14 protein-coding genes and 2 pseudogenes are annotated in these 21,415 nt (G+C 64.1%); 9 read left to right on the forward strand and 7 right to left on the reverse strand.

The window, feature by feature from the left end; genetic code table 11:
• Positions 1-93: 93 nt before the first annotated feature.
• Positions 94-3,153 (forward strand): diguanylate cyclase, encoded by a 3,060-nt coding sequence (locus IPQ13_00650; GenBank protein MBL0209418.1) that lies wholly within the window; start codon positions 94-96, stop codon positions 3,151-3,153.
• Positions 3,154-3,310: 157 nt separating this feature from the next.
• Here IPQ13_00650 and IPQ13_00655 read toward each other — a convergent pair whose 3' ends face one another.
• Complete coding sequence (locus tag IPQ13_00655) at positions 3,311-4,186, reverse strand: DUF1732 domain-containing protein (protein MBL0209419.1); 876 nt, start codon at positions 4,184-4,186, stop codon at positions 3,311-3,313.
• Between the two features lie 796 nt (positions 4,187-4,982).
• Between IPQ13_00655 and IPQ13_00660 the strand changes: the two genes are divergently transcribed.
• Both IPQ13_00660 and IPQ13_00665 read left to right on the forward strand, forming a co-directional pair.
• Positions 4,983-6,131, forward strand: coding sequence for a nitronate monooxygenase (locus IPQ13_00660; GenBank protein ID MBL0209420.1), 1,149 nt, complete (start codon positions 4,983-4,985; stop codon positions 6,129-6,131).
• Between the two features lie 97 nt (positions 6,132-6,228).
• Positions 6,229-7,137, forward strand: a complete 909-nt coding sequence (locus IPQ13_00665) for a DUF1684 domain-containing protein (protein ID MBL0209421.1) — start codon at positions 6,229-6,231, stop codon at positions 7,135-7,137.
• 49 nt (positions 7,138-7,186) lie between these two features.
• On the opposite strand, the gene radA is transcribed toward IPQ13_00665, so the two are convergent.
• Positions 7,187-8,563 carry a DNA repair protein RadA gene (gene radA / locus IPQ13_00670; protein MBL0209422.1) on the reverse strand — a complete coding sequence of 459 codons (1,377 nt, stop codon included), beginning with the start codon at positions 8,561-8,563 and terminating at the stop codon, positions 7,187-7,189.
• A gap of 250 nt (positions 8,564-8,813) precedes the next feature.
• On the opposite strand from radA, the gene IPQ13_00675 reads away from it, so the two are divergent.
• Both IPQ13_00675 and IPQ13_00680 read left to right on the forward strand, forming a co-directional pair.
• Positions 8,814-10,688 (forward strand): formate--tetrahydrofolate ligase, encoded by a 1,875-nt coding sequence (locus IPQ13_00675; GenBank protein MBL0209423.1) that lies wholly within the window; start codon positions 8,814-8,816, stop codon positions 10,686-10,688.
• Positions 10,689-10,907: 219 nt separating this feature from the next.
• Positions 10,908-12,278: a tryptophanase gene (locus IPQ13_00680; protein MBL0209424.1), complete on the forward strand. Its 1,371-nt coding sequence runs from the start codon at positions 10,908-10,910 to the stop codon at positions 12,276-12,278.
• 128 nt (positions 12,279-12,406) lie between these two features.
• On the opposite strand, the gene IPQ13_00685 is transcribed toward IPQ13_00680, so the two are convergent.
• Positions 12,407-12,565, reverse strand: a complete 159-nt coding sequence (locus IPQ13_00685; GenBank protein MBL0209425.1) for a hypothetical protein — start codon at positions 12,563-12,565, stop codon at positions 12,407-12,409.
• 259 nt (positions 12,566-12,824) lie between these two features.
• On the opposite strand from IPQ13_00685, the gene IPQ13_00690 reads away from it, so the two are divergent.
• The 4 genes and pseudogenes from IPQ13_00690 to amrS all read left to right on the forward strand — a co-directional run bounded on the left by IPQ13_00690 (position 12,825) and on the right by amrS (position 17,882).
• The gene (locus IPQ13_00690) at positions 12,825-14,066 is read left to right on the forward strand and encodes a chloride channel protein (GenBank protein MBL0209426.1); all 1,242 of its coding nucleotides are present in this window, start codon (positions 12,825-12,827) and stop codon (positions 14,064-14,066) included.
• Entirely contained in the window at positions 14,066-15,280 is a 1,215-nt protein-coding gene (locus IPQ13_00695; GenBank protein MBL0209427.1) for an MFS transporter, read from the forward strand. Before IPQ13_00690 ends, IPQ13_00695 begins: the two co-directional genes overlap by 1 nt.
• A 212-nt stretch (positions 15,281-15,492) precedes the next feature.
• Positions 15,493-16,784 (forward strand): annotated as a pseudogene (amrB, locus tag IPQ13_00700) (AmmeMemoRadiSam system protein B).
• 5 nt (positions 16,785-16,789) lie between these two features.
• Positions 16,790-17,882, forward strand: a pseudogene (amrS, locus tag IPQ13_00705) (AmmeMemoRadiSam system radical SAM enzyme).
• A gap of 86 nt (positions 17,883-17,968) precedes the next feature.
• On the opposite strand, the gene IPQ13_00710 reads toward amrS, so the two are convergent.
• From IPQ13_00710 to IPQ13_00725, 4 genes are all read right to left on the reverse strand, one after another.
• Entirely contained in the window at positions 17,969-18,655 is a 687-nt protein-coding gene (locus IPQ13_00710) for an HAD hydrolase-like protein (GenBank protein MBL0209428.1), read from the reverse strand.
• 19 nt (positions 18,656-18,674) lie between these two features.
• Positions 18,675-19,190: an inorganic diphosphatase gene (locus IPQ13_00715; protein MBL0209429.1), complete on the reverse strand. Its 516-nt coding sequence runs from the start codon at positions 19,188-19,190 to the stop codon at positions 18,675-18,677.
• Positions 19,191-19,325: 135 nt separating this feature from the next.
• Positions 19,326-20,168 carry a hypothetical protein gene (locus tag IPQ13_00720; GenBank protein MBL0209430.1) on the reverse strand — a complete coding sequence of 281 codons (843 nt, stop codon included), beginning with the start codon at positions 20,166-20,168 and terminating at the stop codon, positions 19,326-19,328.
• Between the two features lie 10 nt (positions 20,169-20,178).
• Positions 20,179-21,384 (reverse strand): imidazolonepropionase, encoded by a 1,206-nt coding sequence (locus IPQ13_00725; protein MBL0209431.1) that lies wholly within the window; start codon positions 21,382-21,384, stop codon positions 20,179-20,181.
• Between the last annotated feature and the right edge of the window lie 31 nt (positions 21,385-21,415).

Genomic DNA, 21,415 nt, shown 5'->3' on the forward strand with positions numbered 1-21,415 from the left:
CTGACGATACTTGGGGTAGCAATCACCAGGGAAGTCATGGCCTCCTTTTTCCGTCATCTCTGCGCTGCGGCCCTCCTGTCCGCGGCGGGGGCCATGGTTTTTCCTGCAGCGCCGCCGGCCGATGGAACGCCCGCCGGTCGTTTGACATTCCGCGCCTACAACGCGGATCAGGGGCTCACCAACCTGGCGGTCTGGCAGCTTGTGCAGGACAGCCACGGCTTCGTCTGGGCGGGCACCGAGGCAGGCCTGTTCCGGTATGACGGCGCCCGATTCGAATCCTTCGGGGTGAAGGAAGGACTCCCTTCGAGCGATACCTTGGCGATGTTTTCGGACCCGCAAGGCATCCTCTGGGTGGGAACCCGGCGGGGCCTGGCCAAGTGGAACGGCCAAACCTTCGATCCGATCAACCCGGAACAAGGACTGCCCATGGTTCCCATCGAGGGATTGGCAAGCGGCTCCGGGGGATTCTGGGTGGCCACGCATGAAGGCCCCTATTTTCAGGATCCGGCCGGACGTTTCACCAGGGCCCGCGACTGGCCCAGGGGAGAGGCGACCGCGATCTTCGGCGGCGGGAAATCCGGCCGCATGTGGGTGGCGAGGTGGGATGGCAGTTCCCAGGTGCTGGCGCACCGGGACAGCGGTTGGACGGGCTTCGAGGCTCCTCCGGGGTTGGAAAAGGAACGGATTGACGCCTTGGCCGAGGATGGCGCGGGCCGGCTTTGGGCCCGCACGCCCCGCAGCTTGTGGGTCCTCGATCCTGGCGCCGCCCGGTTCCGCCAGGCCAGCACGCCCATTTCGGTGGTCAGCGATCGTGGTTTCCTGATCCCCGGCCGGCACGGGGACATCTGGCTTCCGACCCAGCGCGGTCTGGCCCATTTGGAGGGCGACACCTGGTCGGTATTGGGCGCCAAGGAGGGCTTGCCGACCACCTGGTGCAGGACGGCGATGGAGGACCGGGAAGGGTCCCTGTGGGTGGGCTCGGTGGGTGTCTTCAGGCTTCTGGGAAGGGGAGTCTGGCGTGTGCACACCCAATCGGACGGGCTCCCCAGCGGGGTGGTCTGGCGCATCTTCCGGGACCGCGACCGCCAGCTCTGGGTGGGCACGGACAATGGCCTCGCCCGCGCCACCTCCACCGGATGGGAAATCCTTCCGGGCACCCTCGGGCGCGTCATCCGCAGCGTGGTGCAAGGGGCGGACGGGGACCTCTACATGGCCGGGGTTCCCGGAAACGAGGTGCTCAGGTACAACCAGAAACAGCGGACTTTCCAACGCATCGAACTGAGCCGGAATGCAGCCGCCAAGCGCATCTTCAGGCTCAACCTGGATCGAAGCGGAACCCTTTGGGCCGGCACGGATGGCGCAGGCCTTTTCAAAGCCCCGCCGGCGAAGGGAGCGCTGAAGTTCGAGCCGGTGGAGCTCCCTTTGGGCACACCCACGGAGTACGTCAGCGACGTACACCAGGATGCGGCAGGACGGATCTGGGTGCCCGGGGAACGGGGCCTCGCCATGAGGGAGAACGGCCAGTGGCGCCGGTTTTCAGCCAAGGATGGGCTCAAGCAGGACCATGCGGCCTACATCAGGTCCACCAAAGGCGGGGATCTGTTGATCTCCTACAACGAACCCCTTGGCCTGACGCTGGCCCGCTATGAGGAAGGCAAGCTCAAGATCATCAAGCAGTTCGATACAAGCGTCGGGCTTGTGGAGGATATGGTGTACCTCACCGGTGAGGACAAGCAGGGAGGCATCTGGATCGGCACCGGGAAGGGCGTGGACCTGATCAGGCCCGAGGGCATCGACCACTTTGGTGTCGCCGAAGGGTTGGTGGGAGAGGACTGCGACAACATGGCCTTCTTCCCGGAGGACAACGGCGATGTGTGGATCGGCACCAGCACGGGCCTTGCCCGCTTCGACGCCAAGGCCTACAAGGGCCTTGGGAAGCCGCCTCCTACGGTGATCACCTCCCTGAAACTGGGCAACCAGGCGTATCCGGCCGGGCCGAAGGCGGTCCAGGTCCCCTACGGTTCGAATACGCTGGATGCCCGCTTCGCCTGCCTCAGCTATCTTCGGGAACAGGCCGTGCACCAGCGGGTGCGGCTCGTGGGGCTGGAATCCGAATGGCATCCCACGGACACCCGCGAAGCGCGCTACCCGGCGCTGCAGCCCGGGAAATTCCGGTTGGAGGTCGCTTCCCGCATCGGATCCGGCGCTTGGGGTCCTGCGGCTGGATTCGATTTCGAAGTCCTGCCGGCCTGGTGGCAGACCTGGTGGTTCCGGTCCCTCGTCGGACTCGGCCTCGCCGGGGTGGTCGCCTTGATCGTGTGGTGGCGGCTGTTCGCCCTCAAGCAGCAGAACCGGCTGCTCGAAGAACAGGTCGCCGCCCGGACGAAGGAACTTGAAGCCGCGAATGAATCCATGGAACTGGCCAATGACGCCCTTGAGGCCGCGAACGAGGCGCTGCGGAACCAGAGCCTGACGGATCCTTTGACCGGCCTGCGGAACCGCCGCTTCCTCGGCGAATGCATGCCCGAGGACGTCGCGGTGGTGAACCGGGTTTTCCACCAGGTGAAGGGGCCGCGCAAGGACAGGCTGGCGCTCAATGTCGACCTGCTCTTCATCATGGTGGATCTGGACCATTTCAAGATCGTGAACGATGAACATGGGCACACTGCCGGCGACAAGGTTCTCCAGCAGATGGGGGAGATCATGAAGGATGCCACCCGGGACACGGACACCGTGGTCCGCTGGGGAGGCGAGGAATTCCTGGTGGTGGCCCGCAATGTCTGCCGCAAGGATTCCACCATCCTGGTCGAACGCATCCGCTCCGAGGTGGCCCTGCATGTTTTCGATCTGGGCGACGGCGGCACGCTGCACCTCACCTGCTCCTCGGGCTTCGCGCTGTACCCCTTCGTGCCGGAGCAGCCCCAGGCCGTGGCCTGGGAGAAGGTTGTGGATGTGGCGGATCACTGCCTGTATGCGGCCAAAAAGGCCGGACGCGATGCGTGGGTCGGCCTTTTCCCCGGCGAAGAGGGGGATGCCGACCTGGTGCTGGATGCCCAGGCCCTGCGCATTCCTGATCTGCTTGCGAAAGGCCTACTCCAGGCGAAGTCCTCCCTGCCGCCGGGAACCGAGCTGGAATGGGACTTGAGCGGCTGAATTCCGCTGTCATTCCAGATTCGCGGCTTGTTCGCGAATCTGATCAAGGACGCCCTTGGATTCCGGGGGTCCCGCTCCGCGAGCCGAAGGCGAGCGGGAGCACGGTCCAGTGGACCGTGCGATCGCGGGTCGCCCAGTGTGATGGCCCAAGGGCGCGCTATTCCAGATTCGCGGCTTGTTCGCGAATCTGATCAAGAACGCCCTTGGATTCCATCACCGCGCGGGTCATGGCCAGGCGCTTGCATTTGCTGCCGCAGGTGTTGAGCTCCCGGAGCACCTCCTGGCACCAGATGTCCACGGCCTTGCCTTCGAGCTTCCCCTTGGCCAGCCGCTCCCCGAAATCATCCAGGTGGGCGGAAAGCCGCATTAGCTCTTCGCGCACATCCTGGCGTTCGGCCAGGGCTCCAGCTTCGGCCACGACCCGTTCGGCCGGAAGCTGTCCCGCGAGCTGGGCATCCTTCAGGACTTGATCAAGGCGCAGGCGGTACAGTTCCGGGAGTTCCGCGGCTTGGGATTCGGCTTCGCGCTGGAGCGATTCCCGCAGCCGCCGCAGATCAGATAGGTTCGATTCGAAAGCTGGGCGCAACCGGTCGGCTTCCTTCGCGCGCCGTCCATTCCAGGTGTCCAGAAGCTCCTTCAGGGCGCCGAGGATCATGGCTTCCAAGCGTTCGGCAAGATCCGAGGCCGGAGGGAGCCAGGCGCCCGGCAGCCGGAAAAAGGCTTCGGCGGTGAGCGGCGGCAGGTTCAACCACTCCGCGTCCTCCTGCCAGGTCCGGGCGATGGAACGGAGCAGGGGCCGGTTCAATTGCGCCTCCAGACCAGGCTCATCCTGGACCTCGATGCTGAGATCCAGTTTCCCCCGGCCGGCTGCATCCCGCACTGCGGCCCTCAGTGCCGACTCCAGGGGGAACAGCGCCGGGGGCATCCGCAGGTTCAGGTCCAGGGCCTTGCTGTTCACGCTGCGCAAACTGAGCCGAAGCTGGCCCTGTTCCAAGGGACGCACCACCTCCGCGAAAGCAGTCATGGATTTCATGTGGACTCCCAGTGGCCGGTTCAGGATGGTCATTTGAACCCCATCCCCCTTTCGAGCTTGGTTCTAAAAGTGAAAATCTAAAATTGAAAAGTTAATCAGAGTCCCGCGCTCGCCAACGAGGACGCCGTCCACGAACGAATTCCGTGTCCCCGGTCACGGGTAGGGTCCATCATTGTCAATGGGTGCGCATCCGATCCTGGTGTCCGCATGCTTTGGAGGCCTGATGGCCCGATATCTTTTTGCAGACGATGCGACCGCCGTTCTCCAGGGCTGGCAGGCCCCCGGCGCCTTGGATCTGAGCGCGGCCTTCCTGAGGGCCGGAGGCTGGGCCCTGCCGCGGACCGAGGCCTTCCCGGATGCCGCCAAGCTGAAAGAACGTCTGCAGGAGCTCGCGGCTTCAGTCCGGGACAATGCCAAGCTCGGGCTGGATCTGAGGGGCCTCCGCGGCGGCACCGAGGGCGTGCTGGCGGCCGCCAGGGAAGCCGGTGTGGCCTTCCTGCTGCACACGGCCGAACTTCCGCCGGCGATGCAGTCGCTGCTGGGGGTCAATGTCCCGCGCATCGTCGCCGTCGCGAACGAGGATGAAGCCAGCCAGGCGCTTGCCCAAGGCGCCTCCGCATTATTGGCTCCGGCCGACAAAGTCCAGGCCCTGAACCACCATGGCCTGCCGATCCTCGCCATCGCCGAGGATGAGGAGCAGGCCAAGCTGGGCATGGAATCAGGTGCCCTGGGGCTTCAGCCCCGGTCTCCCGCGCTCCTGGGCGAGGCTTCCCTGCCGGCATTCACATCACGGTTGATGGAAGGACTGGGTGAAGCCGACCAGAGGTTGTTGCGCAAGGGCCCTGGAAACCTGTCGCGCCTGCGCATCCGCAACCTGGATCTGTCCTATCCGATCCAACAGGGCGGCATGGGCGTGGGCGTGTCCTGGGAGGGCTTGGCCGGGGCCGTGGCGCGGGAAGGTTGCGTCGGACTGGTTTCGGCCATCGGCACCGGCTACCACCCTTCTGCCCATGGGGCACAACGCTTCGGCAGGCCCGATGGAACCTTGTCCCTGAATCCGCCCGCCGCCCTTGAAACCATCCTGCGCGCTGCTTTGGAGCGGGCCGAAGGCCGTGGCGCCGTCGGCGTCAACATCCTGTGCGCCATCGAGGGCTATGAGGCCACCGTGCGGGCCGCCGTGGCCGCCGGGGCCCAGATGATCGTCTCCGGGGCCGGGCTCCCGTTGGCGCTCCCGGATTACGTCGGGGATGCGGATGTGGCGCTGGTGCCGATCGTTTCTTCGGCCAGGGCCCTGGGCGTCATCTGCAAGCAGTGGCAGCGCAAATACGGCCGGCTGCCGGACGCGGTGGTGCTGGAAGGGCCCGAAAGCGGCGGCCACCAGGGCTTCAGCCCCGAGCAATGCGTGGATCCGGCCTTCACCGTCGAGAACCTGCTCCCCTCGGTGCTCTCCGAGCGCGACCGCTGGGGCGATTTTCCGGTGCTGGTGGCGGGCGGCGTGTGGGACCGCGCCGACATCCTGCGCTTCATGGCGCTGGGTGCTTCCGGCGTCCAGATGGGCACCCGCTTCATCGGCACTTTCGAATGCGACGCCCATTCCAATTTCAAGGAAACGATCCTGAAGGCCAAGGCTGAGGACATCGTGCTGATGAAATCGCCCGTGGGGATGCCCGCCCGGGGCGTGCGCACGGCGTTGCAATCCCACATCGAGGATGGCACCGCGCCCAAAGTCCGTTGCGTGAGCCAATGCCTCACGCCCTGCGGCCATGGCAAGGGGGCTGTGCAGGCGGGATACTGCATCGCCGACCGCCTGGCGGACGCCTGGCACGGCGACCGTGACAGCGGCCTTTTCTTCTCTGGCAGCAACGGCGCGAGGCTCAAGGACGTGATGAGCGTCCGGGACTTGATCGAAGAACTCACTCAGGACCCGGGGTTGCAGGGGCGCTGAGTGGAAATCCGGCAGGCCGCCGAAAACAAAATCAGCCACTTGGGGCGCAAAGAACACAAAAATGGGTTTTGTGTTTTTTACGCCATTCGGAGGTGCCATGCCATTCCTTCCGCCAGCCATGCCGCCCGCGGCCGCAGCCGCCCCTGCAACGCCGTCCGATAGTTCGAAGCGAACCGCCTTCCTCAAGGAATTGGACCAATGGCGCAAGAAGCGCCAGGCCAGCCTGGGCAGTGAAAATGGATGGCTCACCCTGGTGGGATTGAGCTGGCTGGAGGAGGGCAGCAACGCTTTCGGTTCGGATTCGGCCAACCCGGTTCCTTTTCCTGAACAGAAAGCCCCCGCGAAGGCTGGCGTTTTCGTGTTGGACCAGGGGCGCGTGAGGGTGAAAGCGGCCGCAGGCGCCGGCGTGAAACTGAATGGCAAGCCCATCGAAACGGACCACGAGCTGGCCCTGAAAAGCGACGCGGAGGGTAAACCGGATGTGCTATCGCTGGGAGATCTTTCCTTCTACGTGATCAAACGGGGAGACCGCTTCGCCGTTCGGGTGAAGGATTCCAAAAGCCCAGTCCTGCTCGGCTTCAAGGGGGTGGTTTCCTTCAGGGCTGATCCCGCCTACCAGGTGGTCGCTGAGTTCGTACCCTACGCCACGCCCAAGGACATCCAGATCCCCACGGTGCTGGGGACTTCGGAGACCATGCAGGCTCCCGGCTACGTCAAATTCAAATTGCGCGGAAAGGCGTTGACCCTGGAACCCGTCGTCGAAGATCCTGCAGACCCGCAGCTCTTCTTCATCTTCCGGGACCGGACGAGCGGGAAAGGGACCTACCCGGCGGGGCGATTCCTGTATGCCGCCATGCCCAAAGACGGCAAAGTGACGCTGGATTTCAACCGTGCCTACAATCCTCCCTGCGCCTTCACCCCATTTGCCACCTGCCCTCTGCCGCCGCCCCAGAACCGGCTCCCCATCGCGGTCAAGGCCGGGGAGAAGGATTACGGCCATCACTGATTGCAGATGGGACCATGCTTTTCCGTGAGCCTCCGCGGGTGTTTTTCCCTTAAAAATTGTCTCCGCTTTCAGCCGCTTGCCGCAGCCAGGCCTTGGCCCGCAGCCGCTCGACATTGATTTCGGCCAGGACTTCGAGGGGGGGCTTGCCTTCAAGGCCCACCTTGGGCACCACGGCAGATGAAAACCCGAGGCGGGCGCTTTCCTGCATCCGCAGGGGAAGCTGGGCGATGGGCCGCACTTCGCCCGTGAGTCCGACTTCACCCATGAACAGGCTTTTTTCGGCGAGCAGGCGCCCAGTGGCGCTGCTCGTCAGAGCCGCCAGCACCGCCAGGTCCGCGGCTGGATCTTCGATCTCGAGACCTCCAGCCACGTTGACGTAGACATCGCGGTCATGCAGCTGAATGCCGCCTCGCCGCTCGGCCACGGCGCAGAGCATGGCCAGCCGCTGGCCGTCGATGCCGAGGGCGGTGCGCCGGGGGATGCCAAGGCCCGCGGACGCCACAAGGGCCTGGATCTCCACCACCATGGGTCGCGTGCCCTGGAGGACCACGGTGGCCGCGCATCCGGGCCGCGGCTCTGCATCCAGGAAGAACGGATTGCCCTCCGCAGGAACGAGCCCGCGCTCGGTCATGGCGAAAACGCCCAGCTCGAAGGCGGCGCCGAAGCGGTTCTTCAGGCTCCGCAGCAGGCGATGGTGGTGGTGCCGGTCGCCTTCGAAGGCCAGCACTGTGTCCACGAGATGTTCCAGCACTTTCGGTCCTGCCAGGCTTCCGTCCTTCGTGACATGGCCCACCAGCACCAGCGGGGTTCCCGTGGCCTTGGCCCAGCGGGTGAGCAATTGCGCGCAGCCGCGCACCTGGCTGACGGAGCCGGCGCTGCTCTCGAAATCCGGATCGAAGAGGGTCTGGATCGAATCGATGAGCAGCAGGGCCGGCTTCATGCGCTCCGCTTCCTCCAGGATGATGCGCACGTCGGTTTCCGCGAGCAGGTGGATGCCGGGGTTTTCGGTCCCTAGTCGCTGGGCCCGGAGCTTGATCTGCCGCTCGCTTTCCTCGCCGCTGGCGTAGAGCACGAGGCCCGGTTCCCGGGCCGCCCATTGCAGCACCAGAGTCGATTTGCCGATGCCCGGCTCGCCTCCGAGCAGCACCACCATGCCCGGCACAACCCCGCCTCCCAGCACCCGGTCCAGCTCCGTGAGGCCCGTGGCGGTCCGCTCGGTGTCGGCGATCTCCACATCGAGAATCGCCACGGGTCCGTTGTAGTGGCCCTGGGCGAAGGAACTGCGGGAGCGCTGCAGGTCGCGCTTCAGGGTGCCGCGGATCTCCTCGATGCTGTCCCAGGCGCCGCAATTCGTGCATTTCCCCATGGCCTTGGGGAAGCGGGTTCCGCAAGCTGTGCATTCGAAAACGGGGTTGGATTTGGCCATGGAAGAAGTGTAGGCCATTCGCTATTATTTCGCTAAATATTTTAAAGGCTACAAAGCGAAGCGGGAATGGACCGGGCGTCTGGGTCAGGGCAGTGGATGCGATCCCACCTTCATTTCCCCCATTGTGATGTAGGTCAAGACCCGTCGGCCTCTGGTCCGCGAGAGGCCTAAGGTAAAGAGAGACTGATGTTGCTTGGGAGTGGCCATGTCTTCTTCGACGGCATTGCATCCAGTGAAAAAGGGATCCCGGATGCCCAGGAAGTCCCCCGTGCCCTGCGACCTGGACATCGCCCAGGGGGCGGAAACCCGGCCCATCCTGGAGATCGCGGGGGAATTGGGCCTGAACGCCCATGATGTGGAACTCTACGGCCCCTACAAAGCCAAGGTGAAACTGGAAGTGCTGGAACGGCTGAACCATCGGCCCAGTGGGAAATACATCGATGTCACCGCCATCACCCCGACGCCTTTGGGTGAAGGCAAAACCACGGTCACAGTGGGATTGAGCCAGGCCCTGGGCGCCCAGCTGGGCCACAAAGTGGTCACCTGCATCCGGCAGCCCAGCCAGGGCCCGACCTTCGGCATCAAGGGCGGCGCGGCGGGCGGGGGCTACAGCCAGGTGATCCCCATGGAGGAATTCAATCTGCACCTGACGGGCGACATCCACGCCATCACCGCCGCCCACAACCTGGCGGCCGCGGCTTTGGATGCGCGGATGCTGCACGAGGCGAAGCTCGATGACGAGGCGCTCTTCGACCGGCTCTGCCCCAGGGACAAACAGGGCTTGCGCCATTTCGCCTCCAACATGCGCGGACGTTTGATGCGCCTTGGCATCTTCAAGTCCGATCCCGAGGACCTCACTTCGGATGAAAGGCGGCGCTTCGCGAGGCTGGACCTGGATCCGGACCGCATCGCCTGGCGCCGCGTGCTGGACACCAGCGATCGTTTCCTGCGGGGCGTGACCATCGGACGCGGCCCCGAAGAGCTGGAATTTTCCAGGGAATCGGGCTTCGACATCACCGTGGCCAGCGAAATCATGGCGATCCTCGCCCTCACCACGGGGCTCACGGACATGCGGATCCGCCTGGGGCGCATCGTGGTGGGTCTGAATAAAAACGGCGAAGCCGTCACCACCGAGGATCTCGGCGTGGCGGGCGCCATGACCGTGCTCATGCGCGATGCGTTGAAGCCGACCCTCATGCAGACCCTTGAAGGCACGCCGGTGCTGGTGCACGCGGGTCCCTTCGCCAATATCGCCCAGGGCAACAGTTCCATCCTGGCGGACCAGATCGCTTTGAAATTGGCCGACTACGTGGTGACTGAATCAGGTTTCGGCGCCGACATGGGCATGGAGAAATTTTTCGACATCAAGTGTCGCACCTCGGGTCTTGTGCCAGATGCGGTGGTGATGGTGGCTACCATCCGGGCGCTGAAAATGCACGGCGGCGGCCCCAAAGTGGTCGCGGGGAAGAACCTTGATCCCGTCTACCTGGAAGAGGACCTGGACCTGCTGGAGAAAGGGCTTCCGAACCTCTTCCACCACATCGCCACCGCGCGGAAATTCGGCGTGCCGGTGGTGGTGGCGGTCAACGGTTTCGCCACGGACTCCATCAGGGAACAGGAATTGGTGTGCAAGGCGGCCATCGAGCATGGGGCCGCGGAGGCAGTCGTGTGCAGCGTCTGGGCTGAGGGCGGCGAAGGGGCGGTGGAACTGGCGGAAGCGGTGATGCGCGCGGCGGACCAGCCCAACGATTTCCATTTCCTGTATCCCCTGGAAGCCAGCATCAAGGAAAAAATCGAAGCAGTCGCAACCGAAATCTATGGTGCTGACGGCGTGGATTATTCACCCGAAGCCGAAGCGCAGATCGCCGAGTACGCGCGCCTGGGCTTCGACCGGTTGCCCATTTGCATGGCCAAGACCCACCTGAGCCTGAGCCATGACCCGGCGCTGAAGGGCGCTCCCAAGGGTTTTCGCATCCCCGTCCGGGATGTGCGGGCGTCGGTGGGCGCGGGCTTCCTCTACGCCCTGCTCGGCAAGATGAGCACCATGCCGGGCCTCCCCACGCGGCCTGGCTTCTACGATGTGGACGTGGATCTGGAAACGGGCCGGATCATCGGGTTGTTCTGATGGGCGGATTGGCTCCCAGCCGCATTCTTCGGTATGGTCAAACCAGAGGTCTTGGATGAATCCTGGATGCCGACAGAAGAACCGGCGCGCGGAGCACGAGGCCAGGTCTGCCTGCGGAGAGGCCGCGGCCTGAAGCCTCTGCTGAGGCGGTCCAACTCCATCGAACGAACCTGCGCCTCTCCGGGGGCGCGCATTCCATTTTCAATTTCCAGGTGAACCATGATCCACACCATCATCGAACCCTTCCGCATCAAGGCCGTCGAACCCATCCGCATGAGCACACGCGCTGAACGCGAAGGCTGGCTTAAAGAGGCCAAATTGAATGTCTTTCTGCTCCCGGCAGAACACGTGCTGCTGGATTTCCTGACGGATAGCGGCACGGGCGCCATGAGCGCGAAGCAGTGGGGCGCCATCATGGAAGGCGACGAAAGCTACGCGGGTTCCAATTCCTTTTTCCGGCTGGAAGCGGTGCTGAAGGACCTCACGGGCTACCAGTACATCATCCCCACCCACCAGGGGCGCGCGGCGGAGCGGATCTTCTTCAGCGTGGCGACCAAGAAAGGCGACCTCGTCCCCAACAACACCCACTTCGACACCACCCGCGCCAACCTGGAATACCAGGGGGCCGAAGCCGTGGACCTGGTGATCCCCGAAGGCCTGCAGCCGCGCACCATCCACCCCTTCAAGGGCAACATCGACCTTGTCCGCGTGGAGGAGCTGCTCAAGCGCGAAGGCCACCGCATCCCCTTCGGCATGATGACCCTCACCAACAACAGCGGGGGCGGCCAGCCCGTGAGCCTGGCGAATCTGCGCGCTTACCGCGAGCTGCTGAACCGCTACGGCAAGCCGTTGATCCTCGATGTCTGCCGCTATGCGGAAAATTCCATGTTCATCAAGCTGCGGGAAGAGGGCCAGCAGGACCGCAGCGTGAAATCCATCGCCCAGGAGATCTTCAGCCTGGCGGACGGCTGCATGATGAGCGCCAAGAAGGACGGCCTGGTGAATATAGGGGGCTTCCTGGCCCTGAACGACGCCAATTGGGTGGAAGCTGCGAAGACCCTCCTCATCCTCACCGAAGGTTTTCCCACCTACGGCGGACTGGCGGGCCGCGATCTAGAAGCCCTGGCGGTGGGGATAGAGGAAGGCCTGCATGAAGACTACCTGCGCTACCGCCTGCGCACCGCCGAGTACATGGGCGAAAAGCTGAAAGCGGGTGGCGTCGCCATCGTGGAGCCCACCGGCGGGCACGCGGTGTACCTGGACGCCAAGGATTTCCTGCCTCATCTGGATCCTGAAAGATACCCCGCCTGGAGTCTTTGCAACGCCTTGTATCTCGAGGCCGGAATCCGCGGCGTGGAGATCGGCTCCGTCATGTTCGGCAAGCGCCTGGAAGATGGGACCGAAACCTACAGCGCGATGGAACTGGTGCGTCTGGCCTTCCCCCGCCGCATGTACACCCAGAGCCACTTCGACTACGCCGCCGAGGCCATCTGCGAACTGAAAGCGCGGGCCCACGAAGTGAAGGGCGTTTCAATGGTCAAGCAGGCCAAGTACCTACGGCACTTCACTGCTGAGTTCGAGAGCGCGTAAGCAGGAAAAAAACACCACGCGGAGGGTAGCGGAGGAGCTGAGGGTAGCGGAGAAAAGCATTTCTTCCTCAGCTACCCTCCGCTTTTTCTCCGCTACCCTCCGCGTGGTGTTTTTTTTCGCTATTCCGATTACCTGATGAACCGCACCACGGCGATCTTTCCGTTCTTCACTTCGTAGATGGCGACAGCGTGGATGGGGTCGCCGCCGGTGCCCGTGATGGCCTCTTCATCCAAGTCGTAATTCCCGACCACCATGCGTTTGACGAGATGGCAGTGGAGCGCCGTCAATTTCTGGAAACGGTCACGGTAGCGGGCCTTGAAGGCCTCTTTGCCGCGGGGCTGCTCTTTTCCGTTAAACTTCGGGACTTACCGATCTGGCGATGGTGTCCGCCCCATAACCGCTCCACGAGCTGCGTCGTCGTTGTAGAATCACCCAGCGAATCGAAGCCAAGCACGGCATAAGGGGCCGTAACAGAATAGTCAGAAGAGCACTGACTATTCTGTAACGACCCCTAATGGCGCCTGCGAACTCGATGGAGGCGTAGGCATGGGTAACTTGAAGCGAAGGCTGGGTTGGACCGCCTGGGATTTGGGCATGGGCTCGGCGGTGGGAGCGCTGTCCGGCGCGGCCTCGGCGGGATTTCTCTGGCTGCTGGGGCGGACGATCCGCCTTCGGCAAGAGCATCTCTGGTTGCTGGCGCTGCTGCCGGTCTTCGGCCTCATCTCCGCCTGGATGTACCGGCGTTTCGGCAAGGAATCCGAAGGCGGCGGATCGCTGATCCTGGACGAAGTTCTGGAATTCAGGGGTCGCGTGCCTTCGCGCATGGCGCCGCTGGTGCTCATCGGTACGCTGCTCACGCATCTCGGGGGCGGCAGCGCCGGCCGCGAGGGCACGGCGGTGCAGATGGGCGCGAGCCTGGCGCGCTCCTTGGGCAAGCTGCCCTTCGCCTGGCTGCGGTTGAACAACTCGCGGCAGCGGCTGCTGCTCATGGCGGGTGTTTCGGCGGGATTCGGCTCGCTCTTCGGGACACCCGTGGCGGGAGCGATCTTCGGCATGGAAGTCATCGCCATCGGCAAGCTGCACTACGAAGGCATCGTCATCTGCGCGGCGGCTTCGATGGTCGCCAATTGGGTCTGCCGCGGCCTGGGCGCGGATCCCATCCGCTACGCGGTGTCTGCGCCTGGATTCACCGGATCTTTGGGCCTCAAGGTGGCGCTCTTCGCCTTGCCGGTGGCCCTCACCGCGGCCGTGTTTTCGGAGTTTTCCCATCGCCTTGCAGCCTGGACGAAGGCGAAATTCGCAGACCGCTGGATGCTGCGTCCTTTGGCGGGCGGGGCGGCGGTCATCGCCCTGTTCTTGCTCTTGCGCGAAGACGGCTACCTGAATCTGGGCCTTCCGTTTTTGGATGCCATCTTTCAACAGCACGCCGCGCAGCCTCCTTGGGCCTTCGCAGCGAAGCTTGCCATCACCTGTGTGACCATCGGATTCGGGTTCAAGGGCGGCGAGGTGACGCCGATCTTCGTCATCGGCGCCCTGCTGGGCGCGGCCCTTGCCCCGGCCCTCCAGGTTCCGATCCCCTTCCTTGCGGCCATCGGGTTCATCGCCCTCGCGGCCGCCGCCAGCAATACGCCGCTGGCCTCCATGGTCATGGGCATCGAACTGTTCGGCGCAGCCTTCGCCGGGCCGATGGCGATTTCCTGTTTCCTGGCGTATGTGCTGGTCGGGCATCGGGGCATCTACGGCGGACATCGCGTCCATACTGCCAAGCAGAGCGGGGGAGAATCCTGATGGCAGGCGAGCGCTGGCTCAACCGCACGGTCTGGGGGATGGCCTTCACAAGCTTCCTCTCGGACCTGGGCCACGAAGCCCAAAGCACCTTGCTGCCTTCGTTCATGGCCGCTTTGGGCTTGCCGCCGGCGGCGCTGGGCGCGGTGGAGGGCATCGCGGACGCGGCATCGAGCTTCATGAAGCTGGGCGCGGGCTGGTTTTCGGATCGCATCGGGAAGCGCAAAGGCCTTGTGGTCTTCGGCTATGCGGCCACAGGACTGGCTTCGGGCATCATCGCCATGGCTTCCGGCTTCCCCCTGATCCTGTTCGGGAAGTTTTTCGGCTGGCTGGGACGCGGCGTGCGAGGGCCGCTGCGGGATGCGATCCTCACCGACAGCATTCCGGCCGATGCGCGGGGCAGGGCCTTCGGATTCCACCGCGCCGGGGACACCCTGGGCGCCATTCTCGGACCCGCATTGGTGGTGGGCTTGCTGGCCTGGGGCGCCGAAGCTGGATTCCCGGCCCTGCCTTGGAACCGCACTTTGATGATGTGGACGCTGTTGCCGGGGCTATTGTCGGCGCTGGCTTTCGCCCTGATGGTGGCAGAAAGGGCGCGCTCCAGACCGAAGCTGCTTTCTTTCCGGCATGCGCTCAGGCAGATGCCCTCCACCTTCCGAGGCTACCTGGCGGGCGTCGGCATTTTCGGCGCTGGGGATTTCGCCCACACGCTGCTGATCCTCGCCGCCACTCAGCTCTTGTCGCCGCGCATGGGAGCCGCCAAAGCCGCCACCTTCGGCGCCGGGCTCTACGTGCTGCACAATCTGTTCTACGCCTTGTCCACCTATCCCGCAGGCGCCATCGCGGATCGATTCAAGACCCACCGGAAAGTCCTGGGGCTGGGGTATCTTGCGGGGATTTCGGTTCCCCTCCTGCTCATCGGCTGCTTTGTGAAGGGCTGGAACAGCCTGCCGCTGCTGGCGCTGATCTTCTCCGTGGCGGGCCTCGTGAACGGGATCCAGGACACCCTGGAGGGGGCCACGACGGCGGAGCTGGCCCCAAGCGACCACCGCGGCCTCGCCTTTGGTCTGCTGGGCGGTGTGAACGGCTTCGGCGATCTGCTCTCAAGCCTGCTGGTGGGCCTCCTCTGGACCCTGCATCCCGCCTGGGGTTTCGGCTATGCGGCAGCCTGCATGGGCCTTGGCGCCTTTTTCACCCTGGCGGGAAAAGATCCATGAAACCCGTTATGCGAGCTGTGGTTCCGCTCTTGGCGTGCGCGGCCTGGGTTCCAAGATCGGTATAAAAAACAGCCACCCGTGGGACAGGAACGGGTTTTTCAACTGAGGTGGCCTATCTTTGGGACATGGGCGCGATCCAGGAAATCCGTGCGGCTGCTGTGGCCGGGCTTTTCTATCCTAGGGAAGCGGATAGGCTTAGCCGCGACATTCAGATGATGCTCAAAGGGGCAACCAGGCAGGAAGCTCTGCCCGGGACGATCAAGGCCCTGATCGTCCCCCATGCGGGGTACATCTATTCCGGGCCGGTCGCCGCCAGCGCCTATGCCCAGCTCCTTCCGCTCCGCGAGGCTATCCGCCGCGTGGTGGTGCTGGGTCCCACCCACCGCGTGCTGGTGTCCGGCCTCGCCTTGCCCGGGGTCCAGGCTTTTGAAACGCCCCTGGGAAGGATTCCGGTGGATAGCGACGCCGTGCATTTCCTCAAGCCGTTGCGCCAGGTATCCATCAATCCGGCCGCGCACGAGCCGGAGCATTCCATCGAGGTTCAACTGCCTTTTCTCCAGATGGTGCTTGCGGACTTCCAGCTGGTACCGCTGGTCGTAGGCGATGCCCCGCCCAAAGCCGTGGCGGAAGTGATCGAGGCCCTGTGGGGAGGACCGGAAACCTTGATCGTCGTGAGTTCGGACCTCTCCCACTACCATTCCTATGAAACCGCCCAGAACATCGACCAGCACACCTGCGCCGGCATCTCGGAACTGCAGGGGGTCGGCAGCCACGAGCAGGCCTGCGGAGCCACCCCCGTGAATGGCCTGCTGCTCGCGGCCAGGCAGCACCGGTTGACTCCCCACCTGCTCGATCTGCGCAATTCCGGGGACACGGCCGGGGACCGGGGCCGGGTCGTGGGCTATGCGTCCTTCGCCTTCACCGGGGAGCCCTAGGCATGGGAACCGACCGCGGGCCGACGCTCCTGGCCATCGCACGCGGCGCCATCGCCGAACAATTGGGCGAACCAGTTCCTGGTTACGAGGCGGCCGGCTGGCTTCAGGAACCCGGCGCGACATTTGTCACGCTTCAGTTGAACGGCGAGCTCCGCGGCTGCGTGGGAAGCCTGTCCGCGAAGAAACCGATCCGGGAGGATGTGGAATGCAATGCGCGGGCCGCGGCTTTCCAGGACTCGCGCTTCAAGCCCCTGTGCCGGAGCGAATATCCAGGCATCGAGATCGAGGTTTCCCTGCTTTCGCCCCTGGAACAACTGACCTTCGACAGCCAGAAACAGCTCCTCAGATTGCTGCGCCCCGGCGTGGACGGCCTGGTGCTGGAATATGATTGGCAAAGGGGCACCTTCCTGCCGCAGGTATGGGAGCAACTGCCGGATCCGAATGTCTTCTTGGCCCACCTGATCCAGAAGGCAGGATTGCCCGCGGGCTTCTGGTCCGATGGGGTCCGGATCTCCCGGTACACGGTGGAGAAGTGGTGCGAGCATGGCAGCCCGGCGTTGCACGGGTAGCGCCAATGGACCCATCCCTTTTCCCCGGCCGGTGGTGGCACCCGCTTGAGCAGGGACGCATCCAATGCGATCTATGCCCCCGCGACTGCAAGCTGGGGGAAGGGCAGCGGGGCGCCTGTTTCGTCCGGCGGAACATCGCTGGCGGGATGGTGTTGACCACCTACGGGCGCTCGTCCGGGTTCTGCATCGACCCCATCGAAAAGAAGCCGCTCAACCATTTCTATCCAGGATCGAGCGTCCTCTCCTTCGGCACCGCGGGCTGCAACCTGATGTGCAAGTTCTGCCAGAACTGGGATATCAGCAAGTCCCGGGACATGGACCGCCTGATGGACCAGGCCGAACCCGGCGCGATCGCCCGCTCGGCGGAAGAATGGGATTGCCGGAGCGTGGCCTTCACCTACAACGATCCGGTGGTGTTCGCGGAATACGCCATGGATGCCGCCGATGCCTGCCATGAGCGGGGCATCAAGACCGTCGCCGTGACCGCTGGCTACATCCACCCGAAGCCGTGCCGGGAGTTCTTCGCGAAGATGGACGCTGCCAACGTGGATCTCAAGGCGTTCACTGACGACTTCTATTTCAGGCTCAGCGTGGCGCATCTGGGCCCAGTGCTGGATACGCTTCGCTACATCAGGCACGAGACCAGCACCTGGCTGGAAATCACGACGCTCCTGATCCCCGGCCAGAACGATTCCACCGGAGAAATCACCGCCCTGTCCGAATGGATCCACCGGGAACTGGGCCCGGAGGTCCCGCTCCATTTCAGCGCCTTCCATCCCGACTACAAGATGGCCGACACGCCGGCCACACCCTTCGCCACCCTGGAGAGGGCCCGCTCCATCGCTCTCGCAGCGGGGCTTCAGCATGTGTACACCGGCAACGTGCATGACACTTCCGGCGGCTCGACCCTATTGCCCCGCGTGCAAGGCGCTGCTCATCGCCAGGGACTGGTATGAGATCGGGGAATACCGCCTGACGGAAGATGGCCACTGCCCGGATTGCGGGGCCAAGATCGCGGGCCGCTTCGATGCCTTTTCAAATCCCTTCGGCAACCGCCGCATACCCATCGGCGTTCACTCTGGAGGGAATCGGGAATGAAGCCACGAATACGACTCGAAGTCCTTTATTCGTGTCTCTTCGTGCGGCTTCGCGGCTGCATCAACTGAAGATTCATCCGCTGCCATTCACTCTGCTCTAGTGAAGGCGTCGTGGATTTCCGGATCGGTGAGTTCCTGCGCGAGCCATGAATCCAGGTCTGGCATCGAATCCAGCAGGATTTCCGCACCCGCAGCCAGCAATTCTTCCCGGCTGCCATACCCGTAGGTCACCCCGACAGCATGGAGGCCATGATCCTTGGCGGCGCGCATGTCGTCGCCCCGGTCCCCGATGAAATAGCCCCCAGGCTCGATCCGGCCCTCCTGCCGCAAGCGCTCCAGCACGGCCGTCTTCGGCTGCCAGGCGCCCTTCAGCTCGGCGCCGAAAATATCGTCGAAGATGAGGTTCAGATCGAACTGGTAGGTGATGCGGCGGGCGAAGAGCCCGGGTTTGCTGGACACGATGTAGATGCGGTGCCCCTGTCGCTTCAGCCGGGCCAGCATGAGGTGCGCGCCCTCATAGACTTCATGTTCGAAGACACCGTCCTCGCGGTAGGCCTCCACGTAGCGGTCCAGCGCCTCCTCCAGTTTTTTGGGGTCCTCTAGGCCGGGAATCATGGCCAGGCTTTCCCGCATCCCGAACCCGATCCAGTCCCGGATGGTGGCTTCATCGGGACAGACCAGGCCCATCTCGCGGCAAACCCGCGCCACGCAATTGCGCACACCGAGGAGCGGATCCACGATGGTGCCGTCGAGGTCGAAGCAGATCAGTGCCATTGGGTCCGCGTCGCCGGCTTCAACCGGGATAGGCTGCGATGCACTGCATGACGAAGGCCTTCGCGGCTTCCTTGCCGGCCCAGCCGTCGCTGTGGACATCCTTCTCCTCGAGATCCTTGTAGGTCAGGAAGAAGTGCTCCACTTCTTTCATGAAGTGGGGCGGCAGGTCCTCGAGGGTCTCGACGTGGGCGTAATTGGGATCATCGACCGCGACGCAGAGCACCTTGTCGTCCTGCCCATGGTCATCGTGCATCTTCAGCAGGCCCACGGGCCTCGCCTTGATGATCACCCCGGGATAGGTGGTGCCGTTGATGAGGACCAGCACATCGCAGGGGTCGCCGTCGGGGGCCAGGGTCTTGGGAATGAAGCCGTATTCCGCTGGGTAGTGGAAAGGGGAGAACAGCACCCGGTCCACGAAAATCATTCCGGTGTCGTGGTCGAATTCGTATTTCACGCGGGATCCCGTCGGGATCTCCACGATGGCGTTCACGACATCCGGCGCGAGCTTGCCCGGGCCGAGGCTGGGATGGGTCATGGGGGCTCCTGAAAGGCCACGGGGCCATTTAAGCACGGGGCCCGCCTCCACCGGGCCAGGAAGCTGTAGGACTCACATGCCAAAGCCGCCAAGTATCGCGAGCTTGGCGGCTTTGGGGGTTTCGTGGGGATCAGGCTATTGCGCGCAGGTTGGGAGCTGCGGTTTCAAGGGCGCCTGGCCCGCGGGCGTGATGGTCAAGGTTCCGCAGGGAAGGCTGAAAGCGGCGGATGCGCTTGCCGCGTCCTTCGTCAGGGAGATCGAACCACTGGTCGGATAGCAGCAGCCTGCGGTCCAGGTCATGGGCGTGGCGCTCGCGATCACGCCGCCGAGCGTGTGCGTGTTGGCCACCAGGTTGTAGCCCCCCGCCAGCTTGAAAGTGTCCGCGGTGGCCCAATCCGCATTCAGGTTCGCGTTGTACAAATAGGAACGGTTCAACTCCGGGTGCGCGGAGTCCGTGAGGACCGCGCTCAAGTTGGTGGCGATGAGAATGGCCTGTTTGGCGGCAGGATTGATGTTGAGGGTCTTCGTGCCATTGAACTCCCAGATCTGGGAGCCCCGGGTCGCTACGAGATGGTTGTATTCCACCGTGTAGGAGGTGGGTGCCAAGTTGCTGAAGGAAACGGAAATGGTGCCGCTCAAGCTGTTCGGGGTGACCATGACGTCGCCGCAATTGTTGAAGGTGTACAAAATGAAGGTGCGGCCTTCTTTCGTCGAGGTCACCTGGGTGATGCAGGACACGGTGGGCGGGCTGACGAGGAGTTGGGCATCCCCGGCCCGGACGAACGTCGGCATCTGCGAGGCGATGGTGGTCCCGTGCTCCAGCGTCAGAAATCCCCAAATTGCTGCCTGGGCCTCATCCGCAGGGATCGCCTGGGGAGCGGGGGGCGCCGGTTGGCGGGAATCCTGCCCTGAACCACCGCAGGCCAACAGGAAGGGAAGAGCTAACGGAAGCAAACGGTAGGACTTAGTGAATGTCATGGTGTCCTCCTCAGGGAGTCATGACTGGAATATAGGCTTCTCCGACCCAATAAACCAGGGCCAATGGGTCCTCCACCGGCCAAAGGGCAATGGGGCAGCGGGCCCCGGGATGCAGATGGCCGAGATCGCCGTGGCCGAGACTCCCGGCCGCATGCAACGTCATGGCTGTGAGGGCCTCCTCGAACGTGAGGCGCAGCTGAAGGCACCCCAAACGCAGCACCAGCAAGGGATCCAGGCATGGGCTCGATCCAGGATTGAAATCCGAAGCCAGGGCCACGCGGCACCCGGCCTCGATCATCTGCCGCGCTGGAGCCCAGTCCCGCATGCCCAGGCACAGGGTGGTCGCGGGCAGCAGGATGGGCGTGACTTCCGCTGCCGCCATGGCCTTCATGCCTGCCGCTGAACAGAACATCAGGTGGTCCGCGGAGGCGGCTCCCAATTCCGCCGCCAGTTCGGCGCCACCGGTCCAGCTCAGTTCATCCGCGTGGATGCGAGGCCGGAGCCCGAGCTTGAGGCCCGCTTCGAAGATCCGGCGGCCCTGCTCGACGGTGAACACGCCCGTTTCGATGAACACATCGGCGTAGCGGGCCACCCCCGGGTGCCGCCGCACCAATTCTGGCAGCCAAACATCCGCCACGATTCGGGAATAGCCTTCCGCATCCCCGGCAAACTCCGCGGGGATGTCATGGGCCGGGAGCAGGGTCGCATCCAGGCTCCAGCCCCTTCGCTTCAATTCCCCGTAGGCCTGCAGCAGCCTGGATTCCGCCTCCAGTTCCAGGCCGTAGCCGGTCTTGGCTTCGATGTGGACGACGCCGCGGGAATGGAGCGTGCGCAGGCGCTCCTCGCCCAGTTCCACCAGCTCCTCCACCGTGGCCGCCCGGGTGGCCCGCACGGTTTCCCGGATGCCGCCGCCTTCTTCGGCGATCTGCGCATAGGGAACGCCATGGAGGCGCCGGTTGAATTCGCCGCTGCGGTCTCCCGCGAAGAGCAGGTGCGTGTGGGGATCCACGAAACCCGGCAGGGCCCACGCGCCTTGGCCGTCGGTAGCCGGGGAAGCGGCCCAGCGAGAAGGCAGGTCCACGCGCCTGCCCATCCAGGCCACCCGCCCGTCGGCCATGGCGATGGCCGCATCCTCGATGCGATCCACCTTCCAGGGCGAATCAGGATCCGGGGTCAGGAGCCCCTTGAGGTTCGTCAGGACCGTCGCGCTGCTCATTCCAGCAGTCTCTCATCCCCGGCGTGGACTC

This window comes from Holophagaceae bacterium, from assembly GCA_016720465.1.
Taxonomy (GTDB): Bacteria; Acidobacteriota; Holophagae; order Holophagales; family Holophagaceae; genus JANXPB01.